The sequence below is a fragment of the Nitratidesulfovibrio sp. SRB-5 genome, assembly GCF_019931275.1.
Lineage (GTDB): Bacteria > Desulfobacterota > Desulfovibrionia > Desulfovibrionales > Desulfovibrionaceae > Cupidesulfovibrio.
The window spans coordinates 1,699,467-1,725,952 of sequence record NZ_JAIOTY010000001.1 but is presented as its reverse complement, the minus strand read 5'-3'; the positions used below and the strand labels follow the sequence as shown (position 1 = coordinate 1,725,952).

General features: G+C 64.9%; 24 protein-coding genes and 1 other RNA gene. 20 read left to right on the top strand and 5 right to left on the bottom strand.

Annotated elements, in window-relative coordinates; all coding sequences use genetic code 11:
- Nucleotides 1-240: 240 nt before the first annotated feature.
- The 11 genes from K6142_RS07075 (at nucleotide 241) to K6142_RS07025 (ending at nucleotide 9,467) form a co-directional block, all read left to right on the top strand.
- On the top strand, nucleotides 241-1,137 hold the full coding sequence (locus K6142_RS07075) for an Mrp/NBP35 family ATP-binding protein (protein WP_007521820.1): 897 nt from the start codon (nucleotides 241-243) through the stop codon (nucleotides 1,135-1,137).
- A gap of 223 nt (nucleotides 1,138-1,360) precedes the next feature.
- Complete coding sequence (gene pgsA / locus K6142_RS07070) at nucleotides 1,361-1,918, top strand: CDP-diacylglycerol--glycerol-3-phosphate 3-phosphatidyltransferase (RefSeq protein WP_041727818.1); 558 nt, start codon at nucleotides 1,361-1,363, stop codon at nucleotides 1,916-1,918.
- A gap of 35 nt (nucleotides 1,919-1,953) precedes the next feature.
- A complete protein-coding gene (locus tag K6142_RS07065) occupies nucleotides 1,954-2,226 on the top strand; it encodes a hypothetical protein (RefSeq protein WP_012611558.1) in 273 nt (90 codons plus the stop codon).
- 5 nt (nucleotides 2,227-2,231) lie between these two features.
- Complete coding sequence (locus tag K6142_RS07060) at nucleotides 2,232-2,561, top strand: FtsB family cell division protein (protein ID WP_190243440.1); 330 nt, start codon at nucleotides 2,232-2,234, stop codon at nucleotides 2,559-2,561.
- The gene (locus K6142_RS07055) at nucleotides 2,545-3,510 is read left to right on the top strand and encodes a tetratricopeptide repeat protein (protein WP_190243381.1); all 966 of its coding nucleotides are present in this window, start codon (nucleotides 2,545-2,547) and stop codon (nucleotides 3,508-3,510) included. Before K6142_RS07060 ends, K6142_RS07055 begins: the two co-directional genes overlap by 17 nt.
- Nucleotides 3,511-3,651: 141 nt before the next feature.
- The gene (locus K6142_RS07050) at nucleotides 3,652-4,617 is read left to right on the top strand and encodes a hypothetical protein (protein ID WP_012611555.1); all 966 of its coding nucleotides are present in this window, start codon (nucleotides 3,652-3,654) and stop codon (nucleotides 4,615-4,617) included.
- Between the two features lie 151 nt (nucleotides 4,618-4,768).
- Nucleotides 4,769-5,782 (top strand): class 1 fructose-bisphosphatase, encoded by a 1,014-nt coding sequence (gene fbp / locus K6142_RS07045; RefSeq protein ID WP_012611554.1) that lies wholly within the window; start codon nucleotides 4,769-4,771, stop codon nucleotides 5,780-5,782.
- Between the two features lie 207 nt (nucleotides 5,783-5,989).
- Nucleotides 5,990-7,252 carry a tRNA (adenosine(37)-N6)-threonylcarbamoyltransferase complex transferase subunit TsaD gene (tsaD, locus tag K6142_RS07040; RefSeq protein WP_190243382.1) on the top strand — a complete coding sequence of 421 codons (1,263 nt, stop codon included), beginning with the start codon at nucleotides 5,990-5,992 and terminating at the stop codon, nucleotides 7,250-7,252.
- A 233-nt stretch (nucleotides 7,253-7,485) separates the two neighbouring features.
- A complete protein-coding gene (gene trxA / locus K6142_RS07035) occupies nucleotides 7,486-7,809 on the top strand; it encodes a thioredoxin (protein ID WP_007521809.1) in 324 nt (107 codons plus the stop codon).
- A 1-nt stretch (nucleotide 7,810) separates the two neighbouring features.
- A complete protein-coding gene (locus K6142_RS07030) occupies nucleotides 7,811-8,734 on the top strand; it encodes an NAD(P)/FAD-dependent oxidoreductase (protein WP_012611552.1) in 924 nt (307 codons plus the stop codon).
- A complete protein-coding gene (locus K6142_RS07025) occupies nucleotides 8,727-9,467 on the top strand; it encodes an outer membrane protein assembly factor BamD (RefSeq protein ID WP_190243383.1) in 741 nt (246 codons plus the stop codon). The genes K6142_RS07030 and K6142_RS07025 overlap by 8 nt, the downstream gene beginning before the upstream one ends.
- Before the next feature lie 392 nt (nucleotides 9,468-9,859).
- Here the strand turns inward: K6142_RS07025 and K6142_RS07020 are convergent, their stop codons facing one another.
- Nucleotides 9,860-10,462 carry a MarC family protein gene (locus tag K6142_RS07020; protein WP_190243384.1) on the bottom strand — a complete coding sequence of 201 codons (603 nt, stop codon included), beginning with the start codon at nucleotides 10,460-10,462 and terminating at the stop codon, nucleotides 9,860-9,862.
- A 160-nt stretch (nucleotides 10,463-10,622) separates the two neighbouring features.
- Complete coding sequence (locus tag K6142_RS07015; RefSeq protein WP_190243385.1) at nucleotides 10,623-11,426, bottom strand: SDR family NAD(P)-dependent oxidoreductase; 804 nt, start codon at nucleotides 11,424-11,426, stop codon at nucleotides 10,623-10,625.
- 426 nt (nucleotides 11,427-11,852) lie between these two features.
- Here K6142_RS07015 and K6142_RS07010 point away from each other — a divergent pair, with 426 nt between their 5' ends.
- From K6142_RS07010 to K6142_RS06975, 8 genes are all read left to right on the top strand, one after another.
- Complete coding sequence (locus tag K6142_RS07010) at nucleotides 11,853-12,614, top strand: (Fe-S)-binding protein (RefSeq protein WP_190243386.1); 762 nt, start codon at nucleotides 11,853-11,855, stop codon at nucleotides 12,612-12,614.
- The gene (locus K6142_RS07005; RefSeq protein WP_190243387.1) at nucleotides 12,607-14,034 is read left to right on the top strand and encodes a LutB/LldF family L-lactate oxidation iron-sulfur protein; all 1,428 of its coding nucleotides are present in this window, start codon (nucleotides 12,607-12,609) and stop codon (nucleotides 14,032-14,034) included. The genes K6142_RS07010 and K6142_RS07005 overlap by 8 nt, the downstream gene beginning before the upstream one ends.
- Entirely contained in the window at nucleotides 14,027-14,683 is a 657-nt protein-coding gene (locus tag K6142_RS07000) for a lactate utilization protein C (RefSeq protein ID WP_190243388.1), read from the top strand. The genes K6142_RS07005 and K6142_RS07000 overlap by 8 nt, the downstream gene beginning before the upstream one ends.
- A gap of 139 nt (nucleotides 14,684-14,822) precedes the next feature.
- Nucleotides 14,823-15,191, top strand: a complete 369-nt coding sequence (locus K6142_RS06995) for a DUF1653 domain-containing protein (RefSeq protein WP_190243389.1) — start codon at nucleotides 14,823-14,825, stop codon at nucleotides 15,189-15,191.
- 305 nt (nucleotides 15,192-15,496) lie between these two features.
- A complete protein-coding gene (locus K6142_RS06990; RefSeq protein WP_190243390.1) occupies nucleotides 15,497-16,948 on the top strand; it encodes a cation diffusion facilitator family transporter in 1,452 nt (483 codons plus the stop codon).
- 358 nt (nucleotides 16,949-17,306) lie between these two features.
- Entirely contained in the window at nucleotides 17,307-19,595 is a 2,289-nt protein-coding gene (locus K6142_RS06985; RefSeq protein ID WP_190243391.1) for a hybrid sensor histidine kinase/response regulator, read from the top strand.
- Nucleotides 19,596-19,817: 222 nt separating this feature from the next.
- Nucleotides 19,818-20,474 carry a carbonic anhydrase gene (locus tag K6142_RS06980; RefSeq protein ID WP_190243392.1) on the top strand — a complete coding sequence of 219 codons (657 nt, stop codon included), beginning with the start codon at nucleotides 19,818-19,820 and terminating at the stop codon, nucleotides 20,472-20,474.
- 311 nt (nucleotides 20,475-20,785) lie between these two features.
- Nucleotides 20,786-22,210, top strand: a complete 1,425-nt coding sequence (locus K6142_RS06975; protein WP_190243393.1) for a hypothetical protein — start codon at nucleotides 20,786-20,788, stop codon at nucleotides 22,208-22,210.
- Between the two features lie 265 nt (nucleotides 22,211-22,475).
- On the opposite strand, the gene blaOXA is transcribed toward K6142_RS06975, so the two are convergent.
- Both blaOXA and K6142_RS06965 read right to left on the bottom strand, forming a co-directional pair.
- Nucleotides 22,476-23,321: a class D beta-lactamase gene (blaOXA, locus tag K6142_RS06970; RefSeq protein ID WP_190243394.1), complete on the bottom strand. Its 846-nt coding sequence runs from the start codon at nucleotides 23,319-23,321 to the stop codon at nucleotides 22,476-22,478.
- Between the two features lie 234 nt (nucleotides 23,322-23,555).
- On the bottom strand, nucleotides 23,556-24,311 hold the full coding sequence (locus K6142_RS06965; protein WP_223290185.1) for a substrate-binding periplasmic protein: 756 nt from the start codon (nucleotides 24,309-24,311) through the stop codon (nucleotides 23,556-23,558).
- A 744-nt stretch (nucleotides 24,312-25,055) separates the two neighbouring features.
- Between K6142_RS06965 and K6142_RS06960 the strand changes: the two genes are divergently transcribed.
- Nucleotides 25,056-25,835 carry a substrate-binding periplasmic protein gene (locus K6142_RS06960; protein ID WP_190243396.1) on the top strand — a complete coding sequence of 260 codons (780 nt, stop codon included), beginning with the start codon at nucleotides 25,056-25,058 and terminating at the stop codon, nucleotides 25,833-25,835.
- A 202-nt stretch (nucleotides 25,836-26,037) separates the two neighbouring features.
- On the opposite strand, the gene ssrA is transcribed toward K6142_RS06960, so the two are convergent.
- Nucleotides 26,038-26,390: a transfer-messenger RNA gene (gene ssrA, locus K6142_RS06955) on the bottom strand.
- Nucleotides 26,391-26,486 lie beyond the last annotated feature (96 nt).

Here is a 26,486-nt window from a genome sequence, read left to right as displayed (position 1 = left end):
GCGCAACGTTTCGCACCCCTGTTTCGCGCTGACGCCCGGCGCGGAGTGCAGTTACCCGCGCGCTGTCGTCCGCGACCCGCGCGTCCTTCTCGACCTTCGCGTCCTTCGGAGCCAGCGGGTCCTTTTGCTTGACGGGGCGGCGCGATTCATTACCTTACCGGGGCGGGCAAGCCCCGCCGCATTGCAATTCCATGGTCCGCCGCGCCACCGGCCAGGCGGCCACAGACAAGGAGCATCCATATGTCCTCGTGCAGCACCTGCCCCTCGGCAAAGAACAAGGCCGAAACGGGCAAGCCCAGCGCCGGCATGGCCATTCAGGACGAGATCATCTCCTCCACGCTGGGGCGGATCAGATACAAGCTCTTCATCATGAGCGGCAAGGGCGGGGTGGGCAAAAGCTCCGTCACCGTGAACACGGCGGCGGCCCTGGCCGCGCGCGGCTACAAGGTGGGCATCCTGGACGTGGACATCCACGGCCCCAGCGTGCCCAACCTGCTGGGCCTGCGCGCGGGCATAGAGGCCGACGAGCGCGGCGGCCTGCTGAACCCGGCGAAGTACAACGACAACCTGTTCGTCATCTCCATGGATTCGCTGCTCAAGGACCGCGACACGGCGGTGCTGTGGCGCGGCCCCAAGAAGACGGCGGCCATCCGCCAGTTCGTTTCCGACGTGAACTGGGGCGACCTGGACTTTCTGCTCATCGATTCCCCCCCCGGCACCGGCGACGAGCACATGACCGTGCTGAAGACCATCCCCGACGCCCTGTGCGTGGTGGTGACCACCCCGCAGGAAATCTCGCTGGCCGACGTGCGCAAGGCCATCAACTTCCTGCAGTACGCCCAGGCCAACGTGCTGGGCGTGGTCGAGAACATGAGCGGCCTGTACTGTCCGCACTGCGGCGGCGAAATTTCGCTGTTCAAGAAGGGCGGCGGACGCGAACTGGCGGAGAAGTACGGCCTGACCTTCCTGGGCGCCGTGCCGCTGGACCCGGCCACCGTGGTGGCCGCCGACCGGGGCGTGCCCGTGGTGATGCTGGAAGAGGATTCGCGCGCCAAGCAGGGCTTTCTGGAACTGGCCGACAACATCGCCGCCGCGTCGGAGAACAGCCTGGAGGCCGTGGCCAGCACCCACGCCTGATGGCCAGCTGACGCCAGACCGACATGCGTGACCGGGCCGGTGCGTGCGAAGTCGCGCGCCCCGGCCCCGATGCCACCCCGCCAAGGCAGCCACCGGGCCAGCCGGAACGTCTGCGGGGCCATTTGGGTCCATGGCGCGGCAGGGTGGTCATCCTCCCTTTGCCAGCGCGACGAAGTGTGCTAGGAACACCCACATGACGCAGCAACAAAGCCCCCTCCAGCGTATGTTCAACCTTGCCAACCGCATCACGCTGGCGCGCATCTTCATCGTGCCCGCCATCGTCGTGCTGCTGATGTTCCCCGGACGCATCACCTGCCTGGCGGCCGTGGTGCTGTTCGCGCTGGCCTCCATCACCGACGTCATCGACGGGCACATCGCCCGCCGGTCGAACATGGTGACCAGTTTCGGCAAGTTCCTGGACCCGCTGGCCGACAAGATTCTCATCGGTTCCGTGCTGATCATGCTGGTTGAACTGGGCTGGATCGCCGGCTGGATCGCCATCGTGATCATCGCGCGCGAGCTGATGGTCACCGGCCTGCGCGCCGTGGCCGCCGACGAGGGGCTGGTCATCGCCGCGGACAAGTTCGGCAAGATGAAGACCGTCATGCAGATGTTCGCGCTGGTGCCGCTGATGCTGCACTTCCCGTGGTTCGGGCTGGACCCCAACCCGGCAGGGCAGTTTATGCTTTACATCGCGTTGTTTCTCACGGTATTTTCAGGCTTCAACTACCTGTATACATTTTACGGAAACTGGCTCAAGGAAGGCGCCGGACGGGCCTAGCCCGCACAGGCGGGCGCATGGCCGGAGACGCATTCATGCAGGATCACGAGGGACTGCACAGCAGGTTGAAGAACTGCCTGCAGACCATCCTTGAGCTTGAGCCGGACCTGGAACGGCTTGAGCTTGGGGGCGAACTGATGCAGGAGTTCACCGTGCTCAAGTCGTTCATGGAACGGCTTGACGCTGTTCTGCTGGACGAGGACGACGTGCGCCGCATAGAGCGCGCCACCGCGAATTTTCTGGAAGAACTGAAAGGGCCGGTTTCCGCCATGCGCCGCCGCGGCGAGCAGCGTCGGCTGTTGCAGTGACCGAGATGTTCTGGCGTCGCCTGCTCATCGGCCTTTCTCTGGCCCTTAACGTTGTCCTGCTGTATCGCCTTGTCTGGAGCGACCAGGGCATGGTGGCGTACAAGACGCTGAAGCAGCAGTCCACCGCCATGGAGGCCCGCCTGAAGGACCTCGACACCCGCAACCTGGCCCTCAGCCGCGAAATACGGCTCTTGCAGGCGGACGGGAAATATGTCGAAAAGATGATCCGCAAGCGGTTGAACTTCGTGAAGGACAACGAAATCCTCTACATCTTCCCCGAGACGCAGGCGGAAGCGGCCACACCGGGAGCCGGATCTGATGAAGGCAAAAATTGAGTGGTATCAAGAGGTACTTGAACTCGAACCGAGTTCGAAGGTCTTTTTTCCGCTCGCCCGCCTGCTGGCAGAAAACGGCCAACCCGATGACGCCATAGCCACCCTGCGCCAGGGGCTTGACCGCCATCCCGAATTCATCGAAGCCCGCCTTTTCCTCATAGAACTCCTGCATTCAAGCCACAGGGACGACCTGCGCGACGGCGAAGTGGGCAAGCTGGCCCGCCTGCTGGGCGCGTATCCCGGCTTCTGGGATGCCTGGAGCGCCTGCCTGGCCGCCGGGGACAAGGGCCGCGACACCGCGCTGGCCCTGGCCTTTCTGGCGGCCTCGTTCCGTTCCGGCACCCAGGGTGCGCTGTCGTGGACATCCGTCATCGAGCACGGCTTGCGCGCCATGCTGGGCGGCAACGGCACGGACCCCGTGCCCGCCCCGCGCCCCGCGACGCCCGCAGCCTCCCTTGCCGCGCCTTCCGCTGTGCCCGAGACGCCGTATACGCCCGATATGCCTGACATGTCGGACGAGCACGACGACGCCAGCGTGGCCCCCGCCGGGAAAGAGCGCACCTTCGCCGCGTCCGCCCCGTCCGCCGCGCCCGCCGCATCGGGCGCATCCGGTGTGGTTGCCGCGCCCGATGCCCTGGACGCACAGGACGAGGAAGAAGAACATTTTTCGCTGCGCACCCGCTCCATGGCGCAGGTGCTGGCCGAGCAGGGCGACCTGCGCGGTGCCCTCGACATCTACGAGGAACTGCTGGCCGCTTCGGGCAGCGACGAAGAGCGCGCCGACATCTCCGGCGTGATCCAGGAACTCACCAACCGCCTCAAGTCCGTGGGGGAGGGAAGCCAGCGGCAGCAGGCGGCCGACGAGGGGCAGCCCCTCCAGGGCAAACACAAGCTCATCCACATGCTCGAATCACTGGCCGAGCGCCTGGAGGCGCGCGCCCAGGGGTAACGGGCCCGAAATTCGTATCGAACCCACGCGCGGGGATACCGCGCGGCAGCCGTGCGCGTCCTTCGTGACGAAGGGGGACGGGGGAAGCCCCGCGCCAGTCGGCCTGCCGCAGATCGCAACGATCCATTCAGGAGAAAGAGAGTGCAGCGAGTCAACAAGGCCGCCTGTCTGCTGCTCGCGCTGGGCGTGCTGCTGGCGACGGGGTGCAAGCACGAGGCCAAAGGGTACTGGAAAGACACCCGCCGGTACTACCGCGAATATCTGAACACCCCCGCCAAGCTCGACCTTGAGGACAAGGGCGAGGTGGCGCCCGCCGAAGCCCGCCTTGCGGAAGGCTTTGCCGGTATCGACATCCAGTTGCGCGCCCTGGAGCGGGCCCTGGAAAACAGCGACCGCAAGCCGGACACGGCCTGGGCCAAGCAGATGTTCCAGCGTTTTCCGTGGATCAGCGGGCTGGCAGCCGTGGACAACGAGGGCCACGTCATGGCCCAACAGCCCGAAGCGCCCATGAAGCCGCTGGATTTCACGCCGCTGCTGAAGGAAGACGCCAAGCAGAACATGCGCGCCCTGCGCAGCTACGTGCAGGAGACCCCCATGGGGCCCGAGGTGTACGTGGGCGTGCCCGTGTACTCCGGCACCGACTTCCGGGGGCTGGTCATCGCCCATTTCGACATCCGCGCGCTGCTGCCATATTCGTCGCGCCCGGCGGACCTGATGATCGCCGCGCCCGGCCAGGTCATGTGGCCCGGCCGCTTCGACGCGCAGGCCACCCCCATCGCCTCCACCGACTGGGCCAACGCGGTCTCCAAGGACGTGTACGGTTCCGTTTCCAACGCCAACGGCGAATTCTACTGGGTGTCGCGCTACCTCGGCAACCTGCCGCTGGTGTTTGCCGTGCCCGAGGCGGGCAGCTTTCCGGAAAAGCCGGAACAACTCGCCATCCTCAAGCAGGCCGCCGCGCTGGGTTCGGCCAACACTCCCAACGAGCCCGTGACCGAAATCCAGCCCGCCTATCCCGAACTTGACGAATCCGAGGGCAGCATCCTGACCAAGCCCGCGCCGCAGGCGTCGGACGATCAGAAGGTCAAGGAAGAAGCCCTCCGATAAGGTTCGCGTCGCGCCGGGGCGTGCCCGTTTCCGCCGTATGGCGGGCGGTGCGCCCCGGCGCGTGCCGTTTCTGGCCTTTCCCCCATCCGCCGGGCAGCGCCCGGTACTTCCACACCGCGCCGCACCGGCACGGTTTCGCCAGGAGCACTCCATGCCAGAGGTCACCGTTACCGAGCACCTGCTGCTGCACCAGAAGCGTTCGCCCGCCGCCACCGGCCAGTTCACCACCCTGCTGAACGACCTCATCCTGTCCGCCAAGATCATCGCCCGCAGCGTGAACAAGGCGGGCCTGCTGGATGTTCTGGGCGGCACGGGCGAGGTCAACGTGCAGGGCGAGAACGTGCAGAAGCTGGACGAATTCGCCAACCGAGTGCTCATCTATCGCATGGAGCGTTCCGGCGCGCTGTGCGCCATGGGTTCCGAAGAGAACGCCGACGTCATCCGCGTGTCCGAAAAGCTCACCCGTGGCGACTACATCCTCATCTTCGACCCGCTGGACGGCTCGTCCAACATCGACGTGAACATCAACGTCGGCACCATTTTTTCCATCCTGCGCCGCAAGTCGCCCTCCGGCGACGACGCCACCATGGAAGACGTGTTGCAGTCAGGCACCGAGCAGGTGGCCGCGGGCTACATCCTGTACGGCCCCTCCACCATGCTGGTGTATTCCACCGGCCAGGGCGTGCACGGCTTCACCCTGGACCCCACCGTGGGCGAATTCCTGCTTTCGCACCCCGACATCCGCATCCCGGAGCGGGGCAAGATATACTCCGTCAACGAATCCTACTGGCACTACTGGGACGAGGCCACCCGCGAGGCCGTCGGCTACTTCAAGGGCACCGACAACGAGCGCGGCAAGCCCTATTCCCTGCGCTACGTTGGGTCGCTGGTGGCGGATTTCCACCGCACCCTGCTGTACGGCGGCATCTTCATGTACCCCATGGACCAGCGCGACCCGCAAAAGCCCCAGGGCAAGCTGCGCCTGCAATGCGAAGCCTCGCCCCTGGCCTTTCTGGCCGAGCAGGCCGGTGGCCTTGCCACCGACGGCACGGGCCGCATCCTGGACATCAAGCCCCAGGTGCTGCACGAACGCGTGCCCCTGTTCATCGGCTCGCGCCGCGATGTGCAGGCCGTGACCGACATCTACACCCGCCACGCGAAGTAGGGTGGGGCGACGACGCAAATATTGGGGGAGGGAGGAACCCCTTTTGCGGCAGCCGTTGGGCGAACGCGCAGCGTGAGCCTTACGGATGGCGACCGCAGAGCGCCAAAAAGGGTCCCTCCCTCCCCCAAGCCCCCTCCCACCTCCCCAAAACGTTTTCATAGGGTTGTGCGGAACAATGCCCTCCGTAACTATCAGGCTGACAATTCCATGCTCTGTCTCGGCATAGAAACCTCGTGCGATGAAACTGCGCTGGCGCTTGTGCGCGACGGCGTGGTCATTGCCGACGTCATGTCCTCGCAGGCCGACGTGCACGCCCTGTTCGGCGGGGTGGTGCCGGAACTGGCCTCGCGCGAGCATTACCGGCTCATCGGCGCCCTGTGCGACGAAGTGCTGCGCCGGGCGGGCGTGACCGCCGCCGACATCGACGTGGTGGCCGTGGCGCGCGGGCCGGGTCTGCTGGGCAGCCTGCTGGTGGGCATGGGCTTTGCCAAGGGGCTTGCCCTGGCCACCGGCGCACGGCTGGTGGGGGTCAACCACCTGCATGCCCACCTGCTGGCGGCGGGCATTGCCGCAGAGATGGCGTACCCCGCGCTGGGCCTTCTGGTGTCCGGCGGGCATACCCACATCTACCGCATGGAATCTCCGCGCCACATGCCGCTGCTGGGGCGCACCCTGGACGACGCGGCGGGCGAGGCCTTCGACAAGGTGGCCAAGCAGCTCGGCCTGGCCTATCCCGGCGGACGCACCATTGATGAACTGGGCCGCAAGGGCAGGGTGAACCCCACCATGTTTCCCCGGCCCTACGTGGATAACGACAACCTCGATTTCAGCTTCAGCGGCCTGAAGACCGCAGCCGGGCTGGTGATCCAGGCAAACCCCGCCTTGGCCGCCGCCGCGCGCGCCGTGGCAACCGGCTCGGTCGATGTGGGGGGAGGCGAGGGTGAGGCGGATCAGGCCCTGCCCGATGTATCCGGCCTCTGCGACATGTGCGCCTCGTTCAACCACGCCGTGGCCGACACCCTGCGCATCAAGCTGGAAAGGGCGCTGGTGCGTGAAAACGGTTCGCTGCCCGGCACGCCCGCCGCACCGGCCAGAAAGAAGCGCAAAAAGAGCGGGGTGGTAGCAGTGGATGCCGGTCAGGCCGCGACGCATGGGGAGGCATCCCTCGCCACGGATATGGTGCAGGGCAGGGCGTCACCCGACGAACCACGCACCCCGGTCAGGGCGCTTGTTGCTGCCGGTGGCGTGGCTGCCAATTCTTATGTGCGCGAGGCCCTCGGCGATCTTTCCCGGCGCGCAGGCCTGCCGCTGCTGTTGCCGTCGCCCGCCCTGTGCACCGACAACGGCATCATGGTGGCCCATGCGGGCTGGCAGCTGGCATCCCTTGGACTGGGGCACGACCTTGCGTTGGAAGCCATCCCGCGCGGGCGCTCGATTCCCGATGATTTCACCATGTTCCGCAGTGTGTAGAAGCAGGCTGCCGGCGCCGTCGTGCTTGACACGCCAGCAGCGCCCTACTATTTCTTCATAGGTTGGCAGGAGGCGGGTCACCTGCCGGGGCATCGCCATGCGCGGTCCGCCGCGCAGCCCCCGCACGACGCTTCTGCCCATGCCGTTTCCGGGGCCCAGTCCGTAACGAGACCGGGCACATACCGTCTCGGATGCGGTCGCCGCATCGCATATACGACCAAAAGGAGTGCACCATGGCCGTTCAGATCACCGACGCCAACTTCGAAGCCAACGTCCTCAAATCCTCCATTCCCGTGCTGATCGACTTCTGGGCTCCCTGGTGCGGTCCGTGTCGCGCGATGGGCCCCGTCATCGACGAGCTGGCCGCCGAATACGACGGCAAGGTGCTCATCGCCAAGATGAACGTGGACGAGAACCCCGCCACCCCCTCCAAGTACGGCATCCGCGCCATCCCCACCCTGATCCTGTTCAAGGGCGGCGAAGTGGTCGAACAGATCACCGGCGCCGTGTCCAAGAGCAGCATCAAGGACATGATCGCGCAGAAGGCCCTTGGCTAACATGAAGACATACGACGCCATCGTCATTGGAGGAGGGCCGGCCGGCATGACGGCCGCCCTCTATCTTTTGCGTTCCGGCGTGAGCGTCGCCTTTGTCGAAAAGCTGTCTCCCGGCGGCCAGGTGCTCATGACCGCCGAGATAGAGAACTACCCCGGCTTTCCAAAGGGCATCCAGGGTTGGGAACTGGCGGACCTGTTCGCCGCCCACCTTGAACGCTACCCCCACGACAAGTACAACGACGCCGTGACCGCGTTCGAACCCGCCCCCGGCGCCAACCGGGTGCGCGTGGGCGACGAATGGATCGTCGGCAAGACCGTGGTGGTCTGCTCCGGCGCCCGCTACAAGAAGCTGGGGCTGCCGGACGAAGACCGCCTGATCGGAAAGGGCATCTCGTACTGCGCCCTGTGCGACGGCAACTTCTTTCGCGGCCAGAAGGTAGGCGTGGTGGGCGGCGGCAACTCCGCCCTTGAAGAATCGCTGTACCTTGCCAAGCTGGTGGCCAACCTGCACCTGATTCACCGCCGCGACGAGTTTCGCGGTTGCAAGTGCTACCAGGAAAAGGTGCAGTCCGCGCCCAACATCGACATCGAGTTTTCCTCCGTCGTTCGCAAGCTGCACGGCGATACCGGCCTGACCGGCATCACCCTGGCCGATGTGAAGACGGGCGAAGAACGCTTCCTGCCGCTGGACGGGCTGTTCATTTTCATCGGTTTCGAACCCGTGGGCGACTTTCTGCCCGACGGCATCGACAAGGACCCGCAGGGCTTCATCATCACCGATACCGAGATGCGCACCAGCCTGCCGGGTGTCTTCGCCGCCGGGGATATCCGGTCGAAGGCCTGCCGCCAGGTGACCACCGCCGTCGGTGACGGGGCCACTGCCGCAACCGCAGCCTTCACCTATCTGGAACAGCTCGATGCGTAACGCCCTCTCCCGTCTCCTGGCCGTTTTGCCCCCTGTGCTGCTGGTGTTGCTGCTTTCGGGCTGCGGCATCATCGACTACTTCTACCTGCCTCCGCCGGAAGAAACCGCGCAGGAACTCTTCGAGGCCGGCAACGACTCCATGCGCGAGAAGCGCTACGGCGAAGCTGCGGAATCCTTCAGCAAGCTGAAGGAACAGTTCCCGTTCAGCCCGTATACCATCGAGGCCGAGCTCTCGCTTGCCGACGCGCACTTCCTGGACGAGGACTACCTGCTGGCGGGCGAAGCCTACAAGGAATTCGAAACCCTGCACCCCCGGCACGAGGCCATTCCCTACGTGCTGTACCAGGTGGGGCAGTCGCGCCAGAAGGCCTTCCTGTCCATCGACCGGCCCACCACGGGCCTGACGGAAGCCATCCAGTACTACCAGCGCCTGCGCGAAAGCTACCCCGGCACCGAATATGCCGAGAAGGCCAAGCAGCACATCGCCGAATGCCGCCGCCTCCTTGCCGAGCGCGAACTGTACATCGGCGACTTCTTCTGGCGCGCCGAACGCTACGGCGCCGCCTGGCGCCGCTACGTGTACGTGGTGGAGAACTTCCCGGAAATCGAAGACCTGCGCAGCCATGCCGAAGAAAAGGGCAAGGTCGCCTACCTCAAGTACCGCCAGCAGCAGTCGCAGCAGGTGCATGAACAGCGCGAAGGCTCGTGGAAGCGCTGGTTCAAGTGGCTGTAGGCGCAACGGTACCGGACACAGCATGACGCACAAGGGCGGCCCCCCGCGAGGGAGGCCGCCCTTTCGTTTGTCCGGTGGATGCCGCGTGCGGGATTTTCATCAGATTACCGCGCCGCTGGCCCCTGACCCCGTGCGGCCCGAAAAGTTCAGGTTGTCCCGCCGTGCAGGGCGCCCCCAGCCTCTGCATCCATTCCGCGCCCGTTCGCCCGCCGCAGAGATCGGAGAGTGCCTGTGACGAACAGAACCGGCCACCCGTCAGGTGAACGGGTGGCCGGGAACATTTGGTCTCGAAAAGGGACTGGCGGGCAGGATGGCCTGCCGGTGGAGACGGATGAGGAACGGACAGTGCGGGGGCGGAAAACCAACTGACGGGCGGGCAGCCGCCCCCGTTGTCAGTTAAGGAATCCGCGCACCCCGGTGAACACGATCTGCGCGGACAGGGCCGCCAGGATCAGCCCGGTGATCTTGCTCAGGATGGAAATGCCGGTGCGGCCCAGCAGCTTTTCGATGGCCGGTCCGATGTACAGGATTCCCCCCACGCACACCACGGCGGCCAGCAGGCCCAGGCTGGCTATGACGCGTTCCAGCGGGGCGCGCACCGTGGCGCCCATGACCATCAGCGCACCGATGGTGGCGGGCCCCACGGTGATGGGAATGGCCAGCGGCACCACGCTGATGTCGCCGTTTACCTCCTGCACGCGCGAGGGCGAGGGGTCGCGCACCAGGGCCACGGCGGAAAGGAACAGCAGCGAGCCGGAACCGATGCGAAAGGCGTCCAGGGTAATGCCGAACAGGTCGAAGATGTATTCGCCGAAAAAGTACAGGCACATGCACACGGCGTACACGGCCACGCCCACGCGCACGGCCAGCCTGCGCTGCGCCTGGGGCGCCATGTCCCTGGTCATGGTCAGGAACATGGTCAGCACGAAAAACGGCGTCAGCAAAAAGAACATCTTGACGAAGGTGGTCACGAACAGGTTGGCGATGGCGCTCATGGTGCCGCTCCGATGGGGTGGCAGGGTGTGCATGCCCGGGTGCCCCGCCCGACCGTATGGGACACGGCTGGCGGGGCAGGGCAGGCGGATTGTACAGCACCGGGCGGTTCGCCGGGAAGGAAAAAGACCTCCGGGCGATCGCCCGGAGTTTCGGACGATGTCAGGCGCGGTGCACGGGCAGCGCGCCGAAGGACTGGCTGGTGGGCATGACCTCGATGCGGTTCACGTTGACGTGCGCAGGACAGGACACGGCCCAAGCGATGGTGTCGGCAATGTCTTCCGGGCGCAGGGCGGATGCGCCTTCGTACAGTTTGGCGGCGCGGTCGGCATCACCGCCAAAGCGCACCACGGAAAACTCGCTTTCCGCAAGCCCCGGCTCGATGTTGGTCACCCGCACGCCCGTGCCGTGCAGGTCTGCCCGCAGGCCGCGCGAAAACTGCATCACGAAGGCCTTGGTGCCACCATACACGTTGGCCCCGGGGTAGGCATAGGAGCCGGTGATGGACCCCATGTTGACCACGTGGCCGCGCCCCCGCTCCACCATGCCAGGCAGCAGGGCGCGGGTGACGTGCAGCAGCCCCTTGATGTTGGTGTCCACCATGTTCATCCAGTCGTCCATGCTGCAACGGTGGGCGGGTTCCAGCCCCAGTGCCAGGCCCGCGTTGTTCACCAGCACGTCCACGGCGCGCCACGCCTCGGGCAGGTTCCCAAATGCGGCCTGCACCGCATCGCCGTCGCGCACGTCGAAGCACAGCGGCAGGCAGTTGCCGTCGCCCAGTTCCGTGACCAGCGCATCCAGCCGGTCATGGCGACGCCCGGTGGCGATGATGCGCCAGCCTTCGGCGGCGAAGCGGCGGGCAGTGGCCGCGCCGAACCCGGCGGTGGCCCCGGTGATGCAGACGATGCCCCCGCGTGAGGCAGATGGGGCGGAAATGGCGCGGGTGGTGGCAACTGTGGCGGTCATGGTGGCATCCTGTGCTGAAAGTTCCTGTGAAGGCCGCAGGCCCGGATGGTCCGGGACGGGGCAGCCATGCCCGCACCGGACCGGAGTTGGCCCCGTAGTGGCATGTGCAAGGTCGGGCGGCGGCACGGAGGCGCATACTAGCCCCGGTGCGTCCGGCAGGCAAGCCGTTCGCACGCACAAACGGCGGTAGATACTCAGCGGGCAGACGCAAAATCGAGGTTGCATGCGCAGCACCTGCGTATCGACATGGAACGCGCCCCCGTGCTAGGCTTGTCACAAACACTGCCGCATTCCGGTGCGGCAGCCCCCGAAGCCGGTGCGCTTCCGGCCTTGTCGCGCCCCCGGCCAAGACAGACCATTTCCCTGCCGCACCGGACCATCCCGCCGCGCGTGGCGCACGTCCAACCGCAACACAGGAAGGCACACATGGCCCATACCTTCACCTATCCCCGCGACGTGAAAACCGTCTATTACTTCGGCACCTGCCTCGTGGACATGTCGTTCCCGCAGGCGGGCATGGCAGGCATCCACCTGCTGCGCCGCGCCGGGGTGGAAGTGGTCTTTCCGCAGGAACAGTCGTGCTGCGGCCAGCCCGCGTACAATTCCGGCTTTCTTGAAGAAGCCAAGGCCGTTGCCAGGGCGCAGATCAAGGCGTTCTCCAGGGCAGACTGGCCCATCGTGGTGCCCTCTGGCTCGTGCGCGGGCATGATGCGCCACCATTACCCGGAAATGTTCGCCAACGACCCGGAATACTTCGACGTGCGCAAGTTTTCCGAACGGGTCTTCGAACTGGGCGACTTTCTGCACAACGCCCTGCACGTGCGCTACGAGGACAAGGGCAAGCCGGTGAAGGTAACCTGGCATTCCTCGTGCCACGCCATGCGCGAAATGGGGGCCACGGCTGCCGCCAAGGCGCTCATCGGCCAGCTGTCCAACGTGGAACTGGTGGAGATAGAACGCGAATACGAATGCTGCGGCTTTGGCGGCACCTTCTCCATCAAGCAGCCGGAAATCTCCGCCGCCATGGTGGCGGACAAGATCGAGGACATCCGCGCCACCGGCGCCTCGGCCATCCTTTCCGGCGACTGCGGCTGTCTGATGAACATCGGCGGGGCCATGGAGCACAAGGGCGTGCCCGTGGCGCCCCGCCACCTTGCCGAATTCATATGGGAGCGCATCAATGGGTAGCCAGCACCTCGACTTTACGGCCAACGTCACCGAGGCCCTTGCCGACCGCCAGTTGCGCGCCAACTTCAAGTCGGCCCTTACCGGTCTGATGAAAAAGCGCGTGGCCGTGCTGCCCGACGCGGCAGAGCGCGAACGCATGCGCGACGACGCGGAAGCCGCCAAGCGCAAGGCCCTGGCCAAGCTGCCGGAACTGCTGGAACGGCTGGAACGCAAGTGTACGGAAAACGGCATCATCGTGCACTGGGCCGAAACCACCGCTGAAGCCAACGAGATCATCCTGGGCATCATGCGCAGCCACGACGCCACCAAGCTGGTGAAGGGCAAGTCCATGGTCTCGGAAGAAATGCACCTGAACCACTTCCTGGAAACCCACGGCATAGAGGCGCTGGAAACGGACCTTGGCGAGTTCATCATCCAGCTGAACCACGAGCCGCCCTCGCACATCATCGTGCCCGCCGTGCACAAGAACCGCCAGCAGGTGGGACGCATCTTCGCCGACAACCTGCAAGGCATTCCCTACACCGACGTGGTGGAGGAACTGAACGCCATCGCCCGCAAGACCCTGCGCGAAAAGTTCCGCACCGGTCACGTGGGCCTTTCGGGCGTCAACTTCGCCGTGGCGGAAACGGGCACCCTGGTGCTGGTGGAGAACGAAGGCAACGGGCGCATGTGCACCACGGTGCCACCGGTGCACGTGGCCGTCATGGGCCTTGAGAAGGTGGTGGAATCGCTGTCCGACCTGCCTCCGCTGCTGCGCCTGCTGACGGCATCGGCCACGGGCCAGCTGGTCACCACCTACGTCAACTGCATCACCAGCCCCCGCAAGGACGGCGAGCGCGACGGCCCCAAGGAAATCCACCTGGTCATCCTGGACAACGGCCGCTCGAAAATGCTGGCCGACGCCCAGTTGCGCCGCACCCTGCAATGCATCCGCTGCGGCACCTGCCTGAACCACTGCCCGGTGTACATCCGCATCGGCGGGCACGCCTACGGTTCGGTGTACCCCGGCCCCATCGGCAAGATACTCACCCCGCAGATCGACGGACTGGCCGACAAGGGCGTGCTGGCCACCGCGTCCAGCCTGTGCAATGCCTGCGAAGAGGTGTGCCCGGTGCGCATCCCCATTCCGGGCATCATCCGGCGCATGCGTACGGAAGCGTACGACGAGAAGGGCGACGGCGTGGTCAAGGGGCACGGCGCCAAGAAGAACCTGCTGGAAACCCTGGTCTGGAAGGGCTGGGAACTGACCTACCGCATCCCGGCGCTGAACAGGTTCGTGGTGTCCATGCTGGGCAGGTTCGGCGACAAGCTGCCCAACGTCGGCCCGCTGAAGGCGTGGACCAGCGTGCGCACCGCGCCGCGCTTTGCGCCCAAGAGCCTGCACCAACTCGCCAAGGAAGAGGGGATCCGCCATGAGTAGCACCGCCCGCGACCGCATCTTCGCGCGCCTGCACGCGGCGCGCACCACCGTTTCGCCCTACGTGCCCCAGGGCGGCACCTGGCAGGCTCCCATGCTGGACAAGGCCCAGCGCATCGAACTGCTGAAAAAGCGCATGGAAACCGTGCGCTCGGAAGTGCACGTGCTGCCCGAGGCGGAATGGCCCGCGAAGCTGGCGGAACTGCTGAAGGCCCGCGAGGCCACGACCCTGACGTACGGCCACGATGCGTGGTTTGGCGGCACCCTGCGTTCCAAGATCAAGGGCAAGGGAATGCCCAGGCTGGTGCCCTACGGCGAAAACGTGGAGGCCTTCCGCGACGAGCTGTTCGGCATCGACGTGGGCATCACCTCGACCCTGGGCGGCATTGCCGAAAACGGCACGCTCATCGTCTGGCCCACGCCGCAGGAACCGCGCCTGCTTTCGCTGGTGCCCACGGTGCATGTGGCGCTGCTGAAGGCCGACACCATCTACAGCACCCTTGCCGAGGCCATGCGCGAAATGCGCTGGGCCGAAAACATGCCCACCAACGCACTGCTCATCTCCGGTCCGTCCAAGACGGCGGACATCGAGATGACCCTGGCGTTCGGGGTGCACGGGCCCAAGGAACTGATCGTGCTGGTGCTGGAATAGGCGCCGCGCCGCCGGGCGAATACCCGTTTGGCGCGGGGCTGAACTCGCCAACCGCTGACAACCGCGCGCCGGAAAGGGGGATTCCCTTTTTCCGGCGCGTCGCGCATGGTGCGGCAAACCTGCAAACCAAGGGGGAACCATGCCACGGAATGAGAGCGTCAACGGACATGGCGGGAGCGGGCTCGACAAGACCGGCCAAGCCCCGGACCAACCCGGCGTGTCGGAAGCCATCCTTCCCGGGCACGCCTTCTTCCGGCACTTCAAGGGGCGGTATTATCAGGTGGTGGGCGAGGCGCTGGACACGGCCACCGAGGGCAGGGTGGTGGTGTACCGCACCCTGTACCCGTCCGGCCATGCGCTGTTCACCCGCCCGTACGACGAATTCCACGGCTGGAAGGACAGCGCCGACGGCCAGCGCGTGCGCCGGTTCACCCCGGTTGCCCACGCCGACCTGCCCGACGACGCCCGCGCCCATGTTATTGCCGAGCTGCGCTTGCCGTCCCAGTAGTCGGCTTTTCCAACCGCGCCTTTCCGGCGCGCTCATCTTTGCGCGCAACCGCCTGCCTGAAGTCGATGTTCATCATCAATGACGGCAGGATGCGCTCTTCGCTGGTCACGCCGAACTGCCCGTGCTAACATGCCGAGCGCCAGTTCTCCGGCCCGTGCCCTGGCGGCCCGCGAGCCGTAGCGGCCCCGGCGGGTGAAGCGGCACGTGCACCTTTTGCCTGCCCCGGCGGTGCGCATCCGCTCCGCACCCCGCGGAATCTTGCAGGAACTCACAGGATATTCAGGACAGGACAGCCCGGAGGCGTCATGCAACCCCACGATTACGAAACCGCCCTGCGCGAAAAGAATGCCGCCGCGTTGTCCTCGGTGCTGGCCGCCGTGCTGCTGACCGCGCTCAAGCTGGTGGTGGGCCTGTCCACCAACAGCCTGGGCATCCTGTCGGAAGCGGCCCACAGCGGCCTGGACCTGGTGGCCGCCGCCGTCACGTGGTTCGCGGTGCGCATCTCCTCCCGCCCGCCCGACGCGCGCCATCCCTATGGGCACGGCAAGGTCGAAAACCTTTCCGCCCTGGTGGAAACGCTGCTGTTGCTGGTCACTTGCGGATGGATCGTGTGGGAGGCCATGCACCGGCTGTTCGTGGAGCCGGAAATCGTGGTGCCGTCGGTATGGGGCCTTGGGGTAATGGGCGTGTCCATCGTGGTGGACATCTCCCGCTCGCGCATGCTGCGCCGCGTGGCCAAGAAATACAACAGCCAGGCCCTGGAGGCCGACGCGCTGCACTTCTCCACCGACATCTGGTCATCCGCCGTGGTCATCGTGGGCCTGCTGGCCCTGCTGGGGGCGGATCTGTTGCCGGAAGGCTCGGCCCTGCGCCCCGTGCTGGAACGCGCCGACGCCGTGGCAGCCCTTGCGGTGTGCGTCATCGTGGTGCACGTCAGTCTGGGGCTTGGCCGCCGCGCCGTGGATGCCCTGCTGGACGGCGGCGACGCGGGCCTTGCCGGGCGCATAGAGGCCACAGTGAACGCCCAGCCCGGCGTGGTGCGGGTGGAACGCATCCGCCTGCGCGAAAGCGGGCCGCACGCCTTCGTGGACATGACCATCATCGTGGCGGCAGGGTTGTCACTGGACGCGGCCCACGAGATCACCCGGCAGGCGGAGGCAGCCGTGCACGAGGTGGCCCCCGGCGCGGACGTGACCATCCATTTCGAGCCGCAACAGGCCGGGGAGCGGGGCGTGCTGGATCGCATCCGTTGCGTGGCCGCCGCCCATGCACTACCGGTACACGCAGTGGAAGTCATTGAAACGCAAGCAGAAGTCGACGCCCCGCACGACCTGATGGTGGAACTTCATGTGGAACTTGAAGGGCGCATGCCACTAGCCGACGCGCATGCTCGCGTCACCGCCTTTGAAGAATCGCTGCGTGCCGAACTGGGGCCGCTGCACGTGGCCACGCACATCGAACCCGCACAGGACACGCTGGGCGCCTCTCCAACCGCGCCGTCACGCCTGATGGAATCGCCGCGCATCCAGGCTGCCGTGCAGGCCGCCGCCGACATGGAGCCCGGCGTGTGCGACTGCCACCACATGCACGTCCGCAGACAGGGCGAGGACATCTCCCTCAGCTTTCACTGCCGGATGGCCCCAGAAACCCCGGTCACCGAGGCGCACCGGGTGTCCGCCGCCCTGGAGGCGCGTCTGCGCGCCAGCCTGCCCGAACTGCACCGGGTGGTGGTGCACATGGAGCCGGTGGGGGAATAGGGACACGGCAGCGCAGGGCGGCCCATTTTTCCGACGGCACCGTTGCCTGCCTCCCCCGAGCCCGCGCCTGTCCGGGCACACGGTGAATCCACCGGTGTCGTTCCGGCCTACCCGTTCATGACCTCCATGCCTTTCATGACTGGCCAAACCGTCGCCCGCCCCCGGCGCACGCGCATTGCTGCGCATCTCCGGGGGCGGGCATGCGGTTGTGGTTGGCATCCTTCCTGACGTCATGCGTCCGTGTCCCGTCCCCTTCTCCAAACGGAGAAACCCCAAGTTATACTTCATCAAGTCTTCAGGCCACAGTAGCTTCGCGGTATTCCTGTCCCCACGCGGGACAGTCCCCCACGAGGCGCACATGCCGTTTCATCCGCTGAAAGGGTCCATTCGCAAGAAACTTGCGCTGTTGATCCTCATGTCCGCGCTGCCCACACTGGTCCTTATCGTGGCTCTCGGGTTGCAGGCCAGAAACACGGCCATCGAAGATGCCACACAAGGATTGCAAGGCTTTGTCCGCTCCGCCGCCGAAACCCAGGCGCGGGCCACCACGGCCACCCGCCTGCTCATGGAAAACCTGTCCCGCGTGCCCGATGTACAGCGCGCCGACATAGCGACCTGCACGCGCATCTTCGTGAATGTGCTCAGGATCAATCAGCAGCGCTATTCCGCCCTGCACCTTGTTGATCTTGATGGCAACATCATGGCCACCGGCGGGACATCGAGCGGGCTCAACTTTGCCAACGTGAAGCATTTCCGGGATGCGCTGAAGACAAGGGGCTTCGTCGTGGGCGAGTATCAGCTCGGGGTCAGCCTGGGCGTTCCCGTCCTTCCCTTCGGTTGCCCGGTGATCGGGCCGGACGGCAAAATCAGCGCGGTATTGCTGGCCAGCGTCCTTCTGAGCAGCTATGGCGACCAGTTCGCCGAAATGCGCTTTCCGCAGGATTCCTTCTTCGGCGTCAGCGACCATCAAGGGGTGCGCCTGTTCCGCTTTCCCGAAACCGGCGAACTGCCCATCGGCCGCCCCATACACGGCTCCGTGTTCACCGCCGCACGGGCCGACGGCGAGGAAGGCCTTGTGGAAGACATGGGATCGGACGGGGTGCTGCGCATGGTGGCCTTTCGGAAAATCCGCACCGCTCCGGATGCCCCGCCCTACATGTACATGTTCGCGGGGACTCCCAAGGCAACAATCCACGCCCGGGCACTGGAAATACTGTGGCGCGACCTGGGCATCCTGCTGCTGATGGTGGTGCTTACGCTGGGCAGCGGCTGGTTTCTCGGCGGACGCAACGTGGGCCGCAGGCTGGAAGAGCTTGCCGCCGCGGCGACGCGCATAGGCGCTGGTGATCTGGACACGCGCGTCGAGCCGGAGCGAGGGGTTACCGAAATCGACATCCTGGCTCGCTCGTTCAATGAAATGGCCCAGGCGCTGGAACGGGACAGGGTGGAGCGCGTCCGCACCGAGGCCGAACTGCGCGAGGCCAGAAGCCAATCGGAAATCGCGAACCATGCCAAAAGCCTGTTTCTGGCGAACATGAGCCATGAACTGCGCACCCCTCTCAATGGCCTGCTGGGCATGTTGCAACTCATCAAGGGTAACGAGGATGCCAACGAAAGGGATGCATACCTGGATCTTGCCCAGCGTTCCGGGCGTCGCCTGACGGACCTGCTGGGCGATCTGCTGGATCTGTCGCGCATAGAGGCTGGGGGCATGCGCATCCAAAGCAGGCCCTTCACCCTGACCAGTACCTTCGCGGCCCTGGCGGAAACGTTTTCCCCCATGCACCAGAGCAAGCGGGTTCCCCTCATTCTCGCATGCGCGCCGGAAATTCCGCCGGTACTCGTGGGGGACGAGGTTCATTTGCGGCAAATACTGTTCAATCTCGTGGGCAACGCCATGAAGTTCACCGAAAAGGGCGAGGTCCGCCTTGAGGTCTTTCCGTTGCCCCCCATGCCCAGCGGCGAAGTACGGCTGCTGTTCATCGTCACCGATACCGGCATCGGCATTCCGGACGACAAGCTGGACCACATCGTCCGGCCCTTTGCGCAGGTGGAGGAAAGTTACACCCGGTCCCATCAGGGGGCGGGCCTTGGCCTGGCCATCGTGCGCAATCTTGTGCTCGCCATGGGTGGCACCCTGCAATTCGACAGCCTGGTGGGAGAGGGAACCACCGTTTGCATGACCATGCCCTTCAGACTGACCGATCAGACGACGCACATCGCGCCGCAGCAGGATACCCCCGTCGGTACGGTCCACGGAGGACTGCGCATCCTGCTGGCCGAGGACGACGAGGTGAGCCGCCTGTGCGCCCGGCGGCTGCTGGAACAGATGGGGCATGAGGTGACAACCACGGCCAACGGCGCCCAGGCGCTGGATGCCCTGCGCGCCAAGCGCTTCGACTGCGTGCTCATGGACGTGCAGATGGACGTGATGGACGGCGTGGAAGCCACGCGGCGGATACGCGACGGCGCTTCCGGGGTGCTGAATGCGCGGATTCCGGTCATCGCCATGACCGCCTATGCCATGGCGGGCGACAGGGAAAAGTTTCTGGCCCAAGGCATGGACGGATACGTGTCGAAGCCGGTCATGTCCGCCGAACTCGCCGCCGCCATCGCCGGTGCCGTGGAGCCGCGCAAGCTGGCCTGACTCACACCGCCCGCACGTACCATGTCCGGAAAGGACAGCGTGGCGCATGAAAACGCGAGCGGTTACTCGCATCCGGGTTGCGCGGCGGGCAAAAAAACGTACAATCCCCGGTTACCCGGCAACTGCGGCCTTCGCCTGCGCCGGGGTCCGTACGTTTGCGCGGTCCGCATCCGTATTCCCCTATACCGCATCCCGTCCCGCACGGCAGTTCCGGAGCCTTTCATGCCCGCACCCGATCTTGGCCGCTTCATCGCTGGTTTCCGGCGTTTTCAGAAAAGCTGGTTCTGCCGCGACCACAACCTGTTCGAAAACCTGGTGGAAGAGCAGTCTCCCAAGGCGCTGGTCATCGCGTGCAGCGATTCGCGCGTGGACCCGGCCCTGCTGCTGGACTGCAACCCTGGCGACCTGTTCGTGGTGCGCAACGTGGCCAACCTGGTGCCCCCGTACGAGGCCCGCACCACCACCCAGCACGGGGTCAGCGCCGCGCTGGAGTTTGCCGTGCGCAGCCTGAAGGTGGAAGACATCATCATCCTGGGCCATGCCCGGTGCGGCGGCATCAAGGCGCTGCTTTCCGGCGCGGCGGGGGACCGGGACGATACGGAATTCCTGTCGCGCTGGGTCAGCATTGCCGCGCCCGCGCAGGAACGGGTGCAGCAATGCTGCCCGCATTGCTCGGAGCAGGAGCTGCACCGCGCCTGCGAACAGGAATCCATTCTGGTTTCGCTGGAAAACCTGATGACCTTCCCCTGGCTGCGCGAACGGGTGGAGCGGGGCGAACTTTCACTGCACGGCTGGTTCTTCGACCTGGAAAAAGGGGAACTGCTGGGCTGGGACGCAGCCACGAAGACCTTCCAACCCATGGTGCGCGAATGCATCTGACGGCACGGGCCGCGTAGCAATCCGCCTGGTGCTGCCCTCCGTGCGGCAAGCATCCGCTGCCATGCACGGTCAGCTCGCCGTGTGCCACACGGCGTATTCCCTCCTTCGAACATCTTGAGAAAAGCCGCCGAGCATCGTATGGTGGCAGACGGAGCAAAGGCGCTCCTGACGCCCCGCGCCCGCCAGACGGCGGCGCGACCGGCGGAAGGCGCCCCCAGCACGCGCCATGCGCACGCCGGGGGCGTTTTTTCCCGTCTCCGGGCACCCAGGCACGATGACAACACGGCACTGCCGTCGCACGGATATCCTGCATGTTCTTCTCCAAATTCTTCTCCGGTGCCAAAAGCGAACCGGATGACGCCCAACAGACGGCCCGCGCGTCTGGTGGTACGCCGGGCGATGCATCTGCCGACGCGACCGGCACATCGGGCGGCGCTGCATCCGGCCCCGGTTCCGATGCCGGTTCCGATGCCGGTTCCGGCCAGTCCGCGGAACAGGCATCCAGCCAGGCAGCAGACCAGTCCGTCCACGACCGGGGCCGTTTCGGCGGCCTGGGCGACCTGCTGGGCGACCAGGAGCGCAAGTACGTCCTGGCCTACATCGTCATCGGCATCGTGCTGGTGGAGTTTCTGGTGGCCATCGTGGCCATCTGGCAGGGTGTGGCCAACGTGCAGAGCATGCCCGACGGCACGGTGCGCTTCCGCTTTCCGTGGGGCGGCTACCTGGTTTCGGTGGCCGCCGCGCCGGTGGTGGTGCTGCTGGTGTTGCAGGTCATCGCGCTGGGTTACACCCGCCTGATCAAGGGCGACCCGGTGCTGACCGAAGCGCAGTTGCGCCAGTTGCCGCCGTGGCTGCAAAAGATGCTGGCCGCCGTGAACGGCGTGCCCACCTTCCTGCTGTTGCTGGGCGTAACCCTGCTGGCCACGGTCATCTACTATTTCGACAAGGTGCTGGGCTTCGTCATCCGGCTCGGCGAATCCACCGAACATCTGGTGCTGTGGGTGGGCGGCGGCGTGCTGGCCGCGTGGTGCGTGGGCTACCTGGGGCGGATGCTGTTTGCCTACAAGGTGCGCCGCATGCAGGAAGAATACGCCTACCGGCGCGAGGTGCTGGAACGCACCGGCATGATCATCGTGGACCAGCGGAGCACGCTGGCCCAACTCCCGGCGCAGGGTGACGGCATGATGCCCCGCGCCCTGCCGGGCACCATCGACGTATCGCCTTCCGGCGGGGTGCAGGCCACCAGGGTGCTGCCGCCCGCGCCGGACGGGCCGAGCGATACGAGCTATCCGAACGATCCGAACAATACGGGCGATGCGGGCGGTCCTGAAGGTCCGGGCGCATCAGCCGGGCAGGCCACAGCCGTGACGCACGATGCCGAGGTTGTGCCGCCAGCGGATTCTGCGGCAGGCGTCACCGCAGCCGCTGACGTGCGGGTGGCCTACGTGGTGGACGTGGTGGACGTGCACGACGCCCCCGCCAGCGCGGTCCTTCATGAAGCCTCCGACGTATCCGCCGAAGAGACCTCCAGCCTGTCCGTCCATACGCCCGGCAGCGCGCCCGACACCATGCCCAATGCCATCTTCGATGAAGAGCCCGGCGAACCGGGCCTGCACGAACCTTCCGGCCAGCCGGTGTCCCAGCCTGCTTCCCACCCGGCTTCACTTGACCTGCTGAATCCCCCGCCTGCCGCGTCGCCCAAAAAGCCCCGCGTGCGCAAGAAGCCCGCAGAATAACGGAACGGGGCAGGGCGACGACACGCGTACTGCATGGGGAGCCATCCAGCGCTTCCCGTTCCCGTCCTTGCCAAGCAACCGAAAGCCGGGTGGCGTTACACAACGCCACCCGGCTTCTTGATTCCAGCGGGCCTGTTTCCGCCCGGCTACCGGACCGCGACGGCCAGGGCGGGAACAGCAGGCCAGACTCGGCAAATCCTGGGGGACTGATCCGGGGCGGCAAACCGGGTTCGGCGGTCCGGCCTCCACGCAAAGGCGCCAGCCGTTACCACTCGCCGGGGGCAACGCCCAGCAACCGCTGCACCTTGACGATGGCCGCATCGCGCGATCTGCGCCCAGCCGGGGCCGGGTTGTCGTCCTCGTCCTCCAACAGGTGGGCGAACAGCACGATACGGCCATCCCCATGCTGCGCCCAGCCCACGAACCAGCCGATCTGCCGGTCTTCGACGCGCGTGCCGTCGGGCAGCTGGCGTACCCCGCTGCCGGTCTTGCCGTACAGCTTCCAGCCGCCCTGCATGTCCTGCACGAACAGGATGCGCCGGGTCATTTCCTGCGCATGCGCCGACACCGGCAGTTCGGAACGCACCAGCCTGCCGATGAAGTCCACCTCTTCCTCGGGCGAGATGGACAGGCTGCCGGACAGCCACGAGCGGGTCAGGCCGTCGTCCGGGGCGATGGCATCCAGCGGGCCGCGCCGCCCCGAGATATCGCGGTTGCCGTAGCCGAAGCGGTCCACGTAGGCCCTGAAGCGCTCCATGCCCAGTTCGCGCGTGGTGGCCTGCGAATACCACACGCAGCTGTTGCGCATCCACATGGCGGGGTCGTGCGGCTGCTTCCACATGTCGTAGGCCACGTTCAGGCTTTCGTCGTAGGGGCGCACCGGGTGCGTTGCGTCGACCAGGATGCCCGCGTCGTAGCCCATGAGGCTGATGGCGATCTTGAAGGTGGAGCAGGGCGAGCGGCGGGTGGACAGGTCGCCCTCTGCGGCCAGCACCTCGTCGCCCTCGCGCGCAAGAAAGCTGGTGGCGGCGCGGGCAGGAGCGGGCAGGGCCGTGCACAGGGCAAGCAGCAGGGCAAGTACCGTCAGGGGAGAAACACGTTGCATCCGCATGCGTCACCTTTGGCATCATCATGGAAAGGTGCGGCAGCGGAACGATTCCGACGGCGGCGACCTTTTGTTCAGCCCTGCGTTACGCCGGATGCGCCACTGTTTCAATGGGATGCACGGCCAAGGAGCACGCCGGCCCGTCGGCAACAGGGCAGGGGAAGGAGACAGGGACAGAGTGAAGCAGAAGGGGACAGGAGGCAAGCGCCGCAACGGCAAGCCGTGCCTGCGTGCCGCGCGTCAACGATTCAGGAACGGGGCCACGATGCGCTCGTAGCTGCCGTCCTTCTTCATGCCGCGCAACGCCTCTGTCAGTCGGGGAACCAGATCGGCATGGCGGATGTTGAGGTACATGTACATTTCGCGCTTGGCCAGGGGCGGCTCCAGCACGCGCAGGTTGGTCAGGCCCAGCTTGCGGGCGTAGTACATGCCGCCCAGGCGATAGTAGAGCACCACGTCCACGCGCCCGGCCCGCAGCAGCGCAAACAGGTTTTCCGGCGTGGCGACCTTTACCGTGCTGCTGGCGCGCACGTTCTCGTCGTAAATCTTCCAGCCGATGATGTACCCGACGGTGTAGTGGCGCAGGTCGTCCCAGTCGCGCACGTTCACGTCCGGCCGCAGGGCGAAGGCCGTGAACTCGTAGGTCATGTTGCTTTCGGGCACCTGGAGCAGGTTGGGGTAGCTGGCCTGCAATCCGCTGATGCGGTTGCCGTCGCCGTCCACCTGCCCGTTGTCGGCCATGACCAGCCCGCGTTCGCTGGGCAGTTGCTGCAAGGCTACGTCCGCTCCGATGCGCGCGAAGGCCGCCTTGATGATCTGGTCCAGCATGCCGTTTTGACCGGGCTCGCTGAGCGGCGGAGATATGGTGGTGGCCAGGGTGAGGGCGGACGGGGCAGAGGCGGACTGCGCGGAACTGGCCGGAGCGGAAACAGCTGGGGCAGCCTGACCGGCACTGGCCCCGGATGCGGCAACGCACACCAGAAGCGCGCACGGCATCACCCGCGACATTTCCCGTGCCACGCCGCGCAATATTGCCCGCAGTCTCTTCATCGGTGCAAAAGCCATCCGGCGCCTCTGTGAACCATGAATCCTCGACCTGATCGTCAGCGCGCGCTCATGGAGCCGTGGCTTGTGCAGTCGGGCGTATGACTTCCGGAACATGACTAAACATGACGGGGCATGGCGGAACGCGGCACGGCTTTGCGCCGCCCACTGCCCATACCCGTAGCCGCACGGGGGCTTGTCCCACTGTGGGCGTATGATTCCGAAGTCGTTTCGTCGAGTGTCTATTCTATCCTGAATTTTCGTCAACAGGCCAGAGGGGAGAGGGCGTGCACTTTCGCGCGAGGGCGGAAAGACTTTGACCGACAGGCACACGCAACCTACTGCGTTATCACCCAAAAAAATCGGGGAGATATGTCTTTTCGACAGATTTTCCCGCAAATTGGTGGAAGTTGCGAAAGCCCGTGTACCGGTTGCTCTCCCGCAATATCCTGAATGCCAAGAAAATGCCGGATATGTTGCAACCGTGCCACGCATCCACGCCACGTATCTGTTCGAGTACCTGGTTTGGCCTTCAAAGGAAAAAACCGGCAAAGATAAAGGGAGCAGCCAGGTCCAGACTGGACATGGCGCAAACAGGCCCGTGGCGTTGCACGTTTTTTCTTATAATAGATATATTTTGATCAGTGCGTATAAATATTGCTTCAGTTGAATAGCCAACAAGGAGAACATACCTCCATGCGTTGCATCGTCTTGTTGCGTATGAAAATATTTTTGCCATTGATTTTGATATTATTCATGAGCGAAGCGGCATTATGCAGCGAAGAATTTTATGTGATGTCTGAACAAAATGCTCCTCCTTACGGTTTCATCGAGAACGGAGAAAAAAAGGGAATTGACTATGACATCATAACCGAAGCTGCCAGGAGAATGGGCATTGATGTCAAGATAGATTTTGTCCCGTGGCTTCGCATGTACAAATCACTCGAAAGTGGAGCATGCGATGGAGGTTCTGCGTTTTTTCACATAAAAGAGCGTGAATCGTTTGTCGTATACATAAGCCCTCCACTACACCATAGCACCTATGTGGTGTTTGTTCGCAGCGGTGAGGAATTCGAATATTCGTCCCCTGCAAGCCTTTACGGAAAAAGGGTCGGCGTAACGCGAGGATACAGGCTGAACAAGGAGTTTTTGGAAGCTGTCACAAGTGGAAAGATCAACATTGAAGAAGTCGATAATGCCTCACTGAATATCCAGAAGATGGTGACCGGTCGCCTGGACTGCATGGTCAGCAATCGCGATGCGACACTCATTCAACTCAAAAACGCAGGACTTTCGAACAAAATCATTCCGTTGGAAATTCCTGTCATCGAACCGAGGGGATTGCATCTGGTCCTGTCGCGAGCCGGTCGATATGCCAAGAATCGCGAATTTATCTCGCGATTGGAATCCGTCCTGCGCACCATGAAGGAAGATGGAACTTTCCAAAAGATCTACAGCATGTATGGCCTGCCATGATTCCCTGCATGGCAGGACGCCGGATCACATTCGGGAAGAATCCGCGACCGCGCGGCATGCCCCCAGCGCGCCCCGCGAAGCCAGTTTCGCCATGCCGCGCGGCATGCGCCATCAAGGCCGGATAGAGGGCCAGCAACCTTGCCCCCCGCATTACCCAAAAAAGATCGGGCCGACCCGCCTTGCGGCAGGTCGGCCCAGAAATTGGTGGAGGCGGCGGGAATCGAACCCGCGTCCGAGAACATTCCACGCGAAACGTCTACAGGCTTATGTCGGGAACAATTGTCGTCACGGGCTTGGCCCCCGACCGGGCGGCCCTAGACCAGCTCACCTGTAGTTCTTACACCCGCAGCGGCGAGCGCCCTTGGATGCCAGCCTGATGAAGTTACACCTCGCCGACGTATCAGGCGTCGATCGGTTTGGCGTGGCCACTAATTAGGCAGCCAGTGCGTATTCGTAATTGTTGGCAATTACTTTTGGTGCCGCTTTTTACGAGGCCAGCGGCGCCTCGGCCTGCAATTCCGGCTTCCACATCCCCGTCGAAACCAGGGCGCCCCCGTATGTACGGCGGTGTCCGGCGAACGGCTTGCGCTGCCGCGATGCAATGCGGGCCACCATCCCGCTTCACATACTATAATGCCGTCTCCGGCAAAG

Bases quoted from the DNA above. Each gene is read 5' to 3' on its own strand.
- K6142_RS07075 (WP_007521820.1), top strand. From the start codon at position 241: ATGTCCTCGTGCAGCACCTGCCCCTCGGCAAAGAACAAGGCCGAAACG.
- blaOXA (WP_190243394.1), bottom strand. From the start codon at position 23,321: ATGCGGATGCAACGTGTTTCTCCCCTGACGGTACTTGCCCTGCTGCTT.
- K6142_RS07020 (WP_190243384.1), bottom strand. From the start codon at position 10,462: ATGAGCGCCATCGCCAACCTGTTCGTGACCACCTTCGTCAAGATGTTC.
- trxA (WP_007521809.1), top strand. From the start codon at position 7,486: ATGGCCGTTCAGATCACCGACGCCAACTTCGAAGCCAACGTCCTCAAA.
- K6142_RS07025 (WP_190243383.1), top strand. From the start codon at position 8,727: ATGCGTAACGCCCTCTCCCGTCTCCTGGCCGTTTTGCCCCCTGTGCTG.
- K6142_RS06990 (WP_190243390.1), top strand. From the start codon at position 15,497: ATGCAACCCCACGATTACGAAACCGCCCTGCGCGAAAAGAATGCCGCC.
- K6142_RS07015 (WP_190243385.1), bottom strand. From the start codon at position 11,426: ATGACCGCCACAGTTGCCACCACCCGCGCCATTTCCGCCCCATCTGCC.
- K6142_RS06995 (WP_190243389.1), top strand. From the start codon at position 14,823: ATGCCACGGAATGAGAGCGTCAACGGACATGGCGGGAGCGGGCTCGAC.
- K6142_RS06980 (WP_190243392.1), top strand. From the start codon at position 19,818: ATGCCCGCACCCGATCTTGGCCGCTTCATCGCTGGTTTCCGGCGTTTT.
- K6142_RS07030 (WP_012611552.1), top strand. From the start codon at position 7,811: ATGAAGACATACGACGCCATCGTCATTGGAGGAGGGCCGGCCGGCATG.
- K6142_RS07055 (WP_190243381.1), top strand. From the start codon at position 2,545: ATGAAGGCAAAAATTGAGTGGTATCAAGAGGTACTTGAACTCGAACCG.
- K6142_RS06965 (WP_223290185.1), bottom strand. From the start codon at position 24,311: ATGCCGTGCGCGCTTCTGGTGTGCGTTGCCGCATCCGGGGCCAGTGCC.
- fbp (WP_012611554.1), top strand. From the start codon at position 4,769: ATGCCAGAGGTCACCGTTACCGAGCACCTGCTGCTGCACCAGAAGCGT.
- K6142_RS07005 (WP_190243387.1), top strand. From the start codon at position 12,607: ATGGGTAGCCAGCACCTCGACTTTACGGCCAACGTCACCGAGGCCCTT.
- K6142_RS06985 (WP_190243391.1), top strand. From the start codon at position 17,307: ATGCCGTTTCATCCGCTGAAAGGGTCCATTCGCAAGAAACTTGCGCTG.
- tsaD (WP_190243382.1), top strand. From the start codon at position 5,990: ATGCTCTGTCTCGGCATAGAAACCTCGTGCGATGAAACTGCGCTGGCG.
- K6142_RS06975 (WP_190243393.1), top strand. From the start codon at position 20,786: ATGTTCTTCTCCAAATTCTTCTCCGGTGCCAAAAGCGAACCGGATGAC.
- K6142_RS07060 (WP_190243440.1), top strand. From the start codon at position 2,232: ATGTTCTGGCGTCGCCTGCTCATCGGCCTTTCTCTGGCCCTTAACGTT.
- pgsA (WP_041727818.1), top strand. From the start codon at position 1,361: ATGTTCAACCTTGCCAACCGCATCACGCTGGCGCGCATCTTCATCGTG.
- K6142_RS07065 (WP_012611558.1), top strand. From the start codon at position 1,954: ATGCAGGATCACGAGGGACTGCACAGCAGGTTGAAGAACTGCCTGCAG.
- K6142_RS06960 (WP_190243396.1), top strand. From the start codon at position 25,056: ATGCGTTGCATCGTCTTGTTGCGTATGAAAATATTTTTGCCATTGATT.
- K6142_RS07000 (WP_190243388.1), top strand. From the start codon at position 14,027: ATGAGTAGCACCGCCCGCGACCGCATCTTCGCGCGCCTGCACGCGGCG.
- K6142_RS07010 (WP_190243386.1), top strand. From the start codon at position 11,853: ATGGCCCATACCTTCACCTATCCCCGCGACGTGAAAACCGTCTATTAC.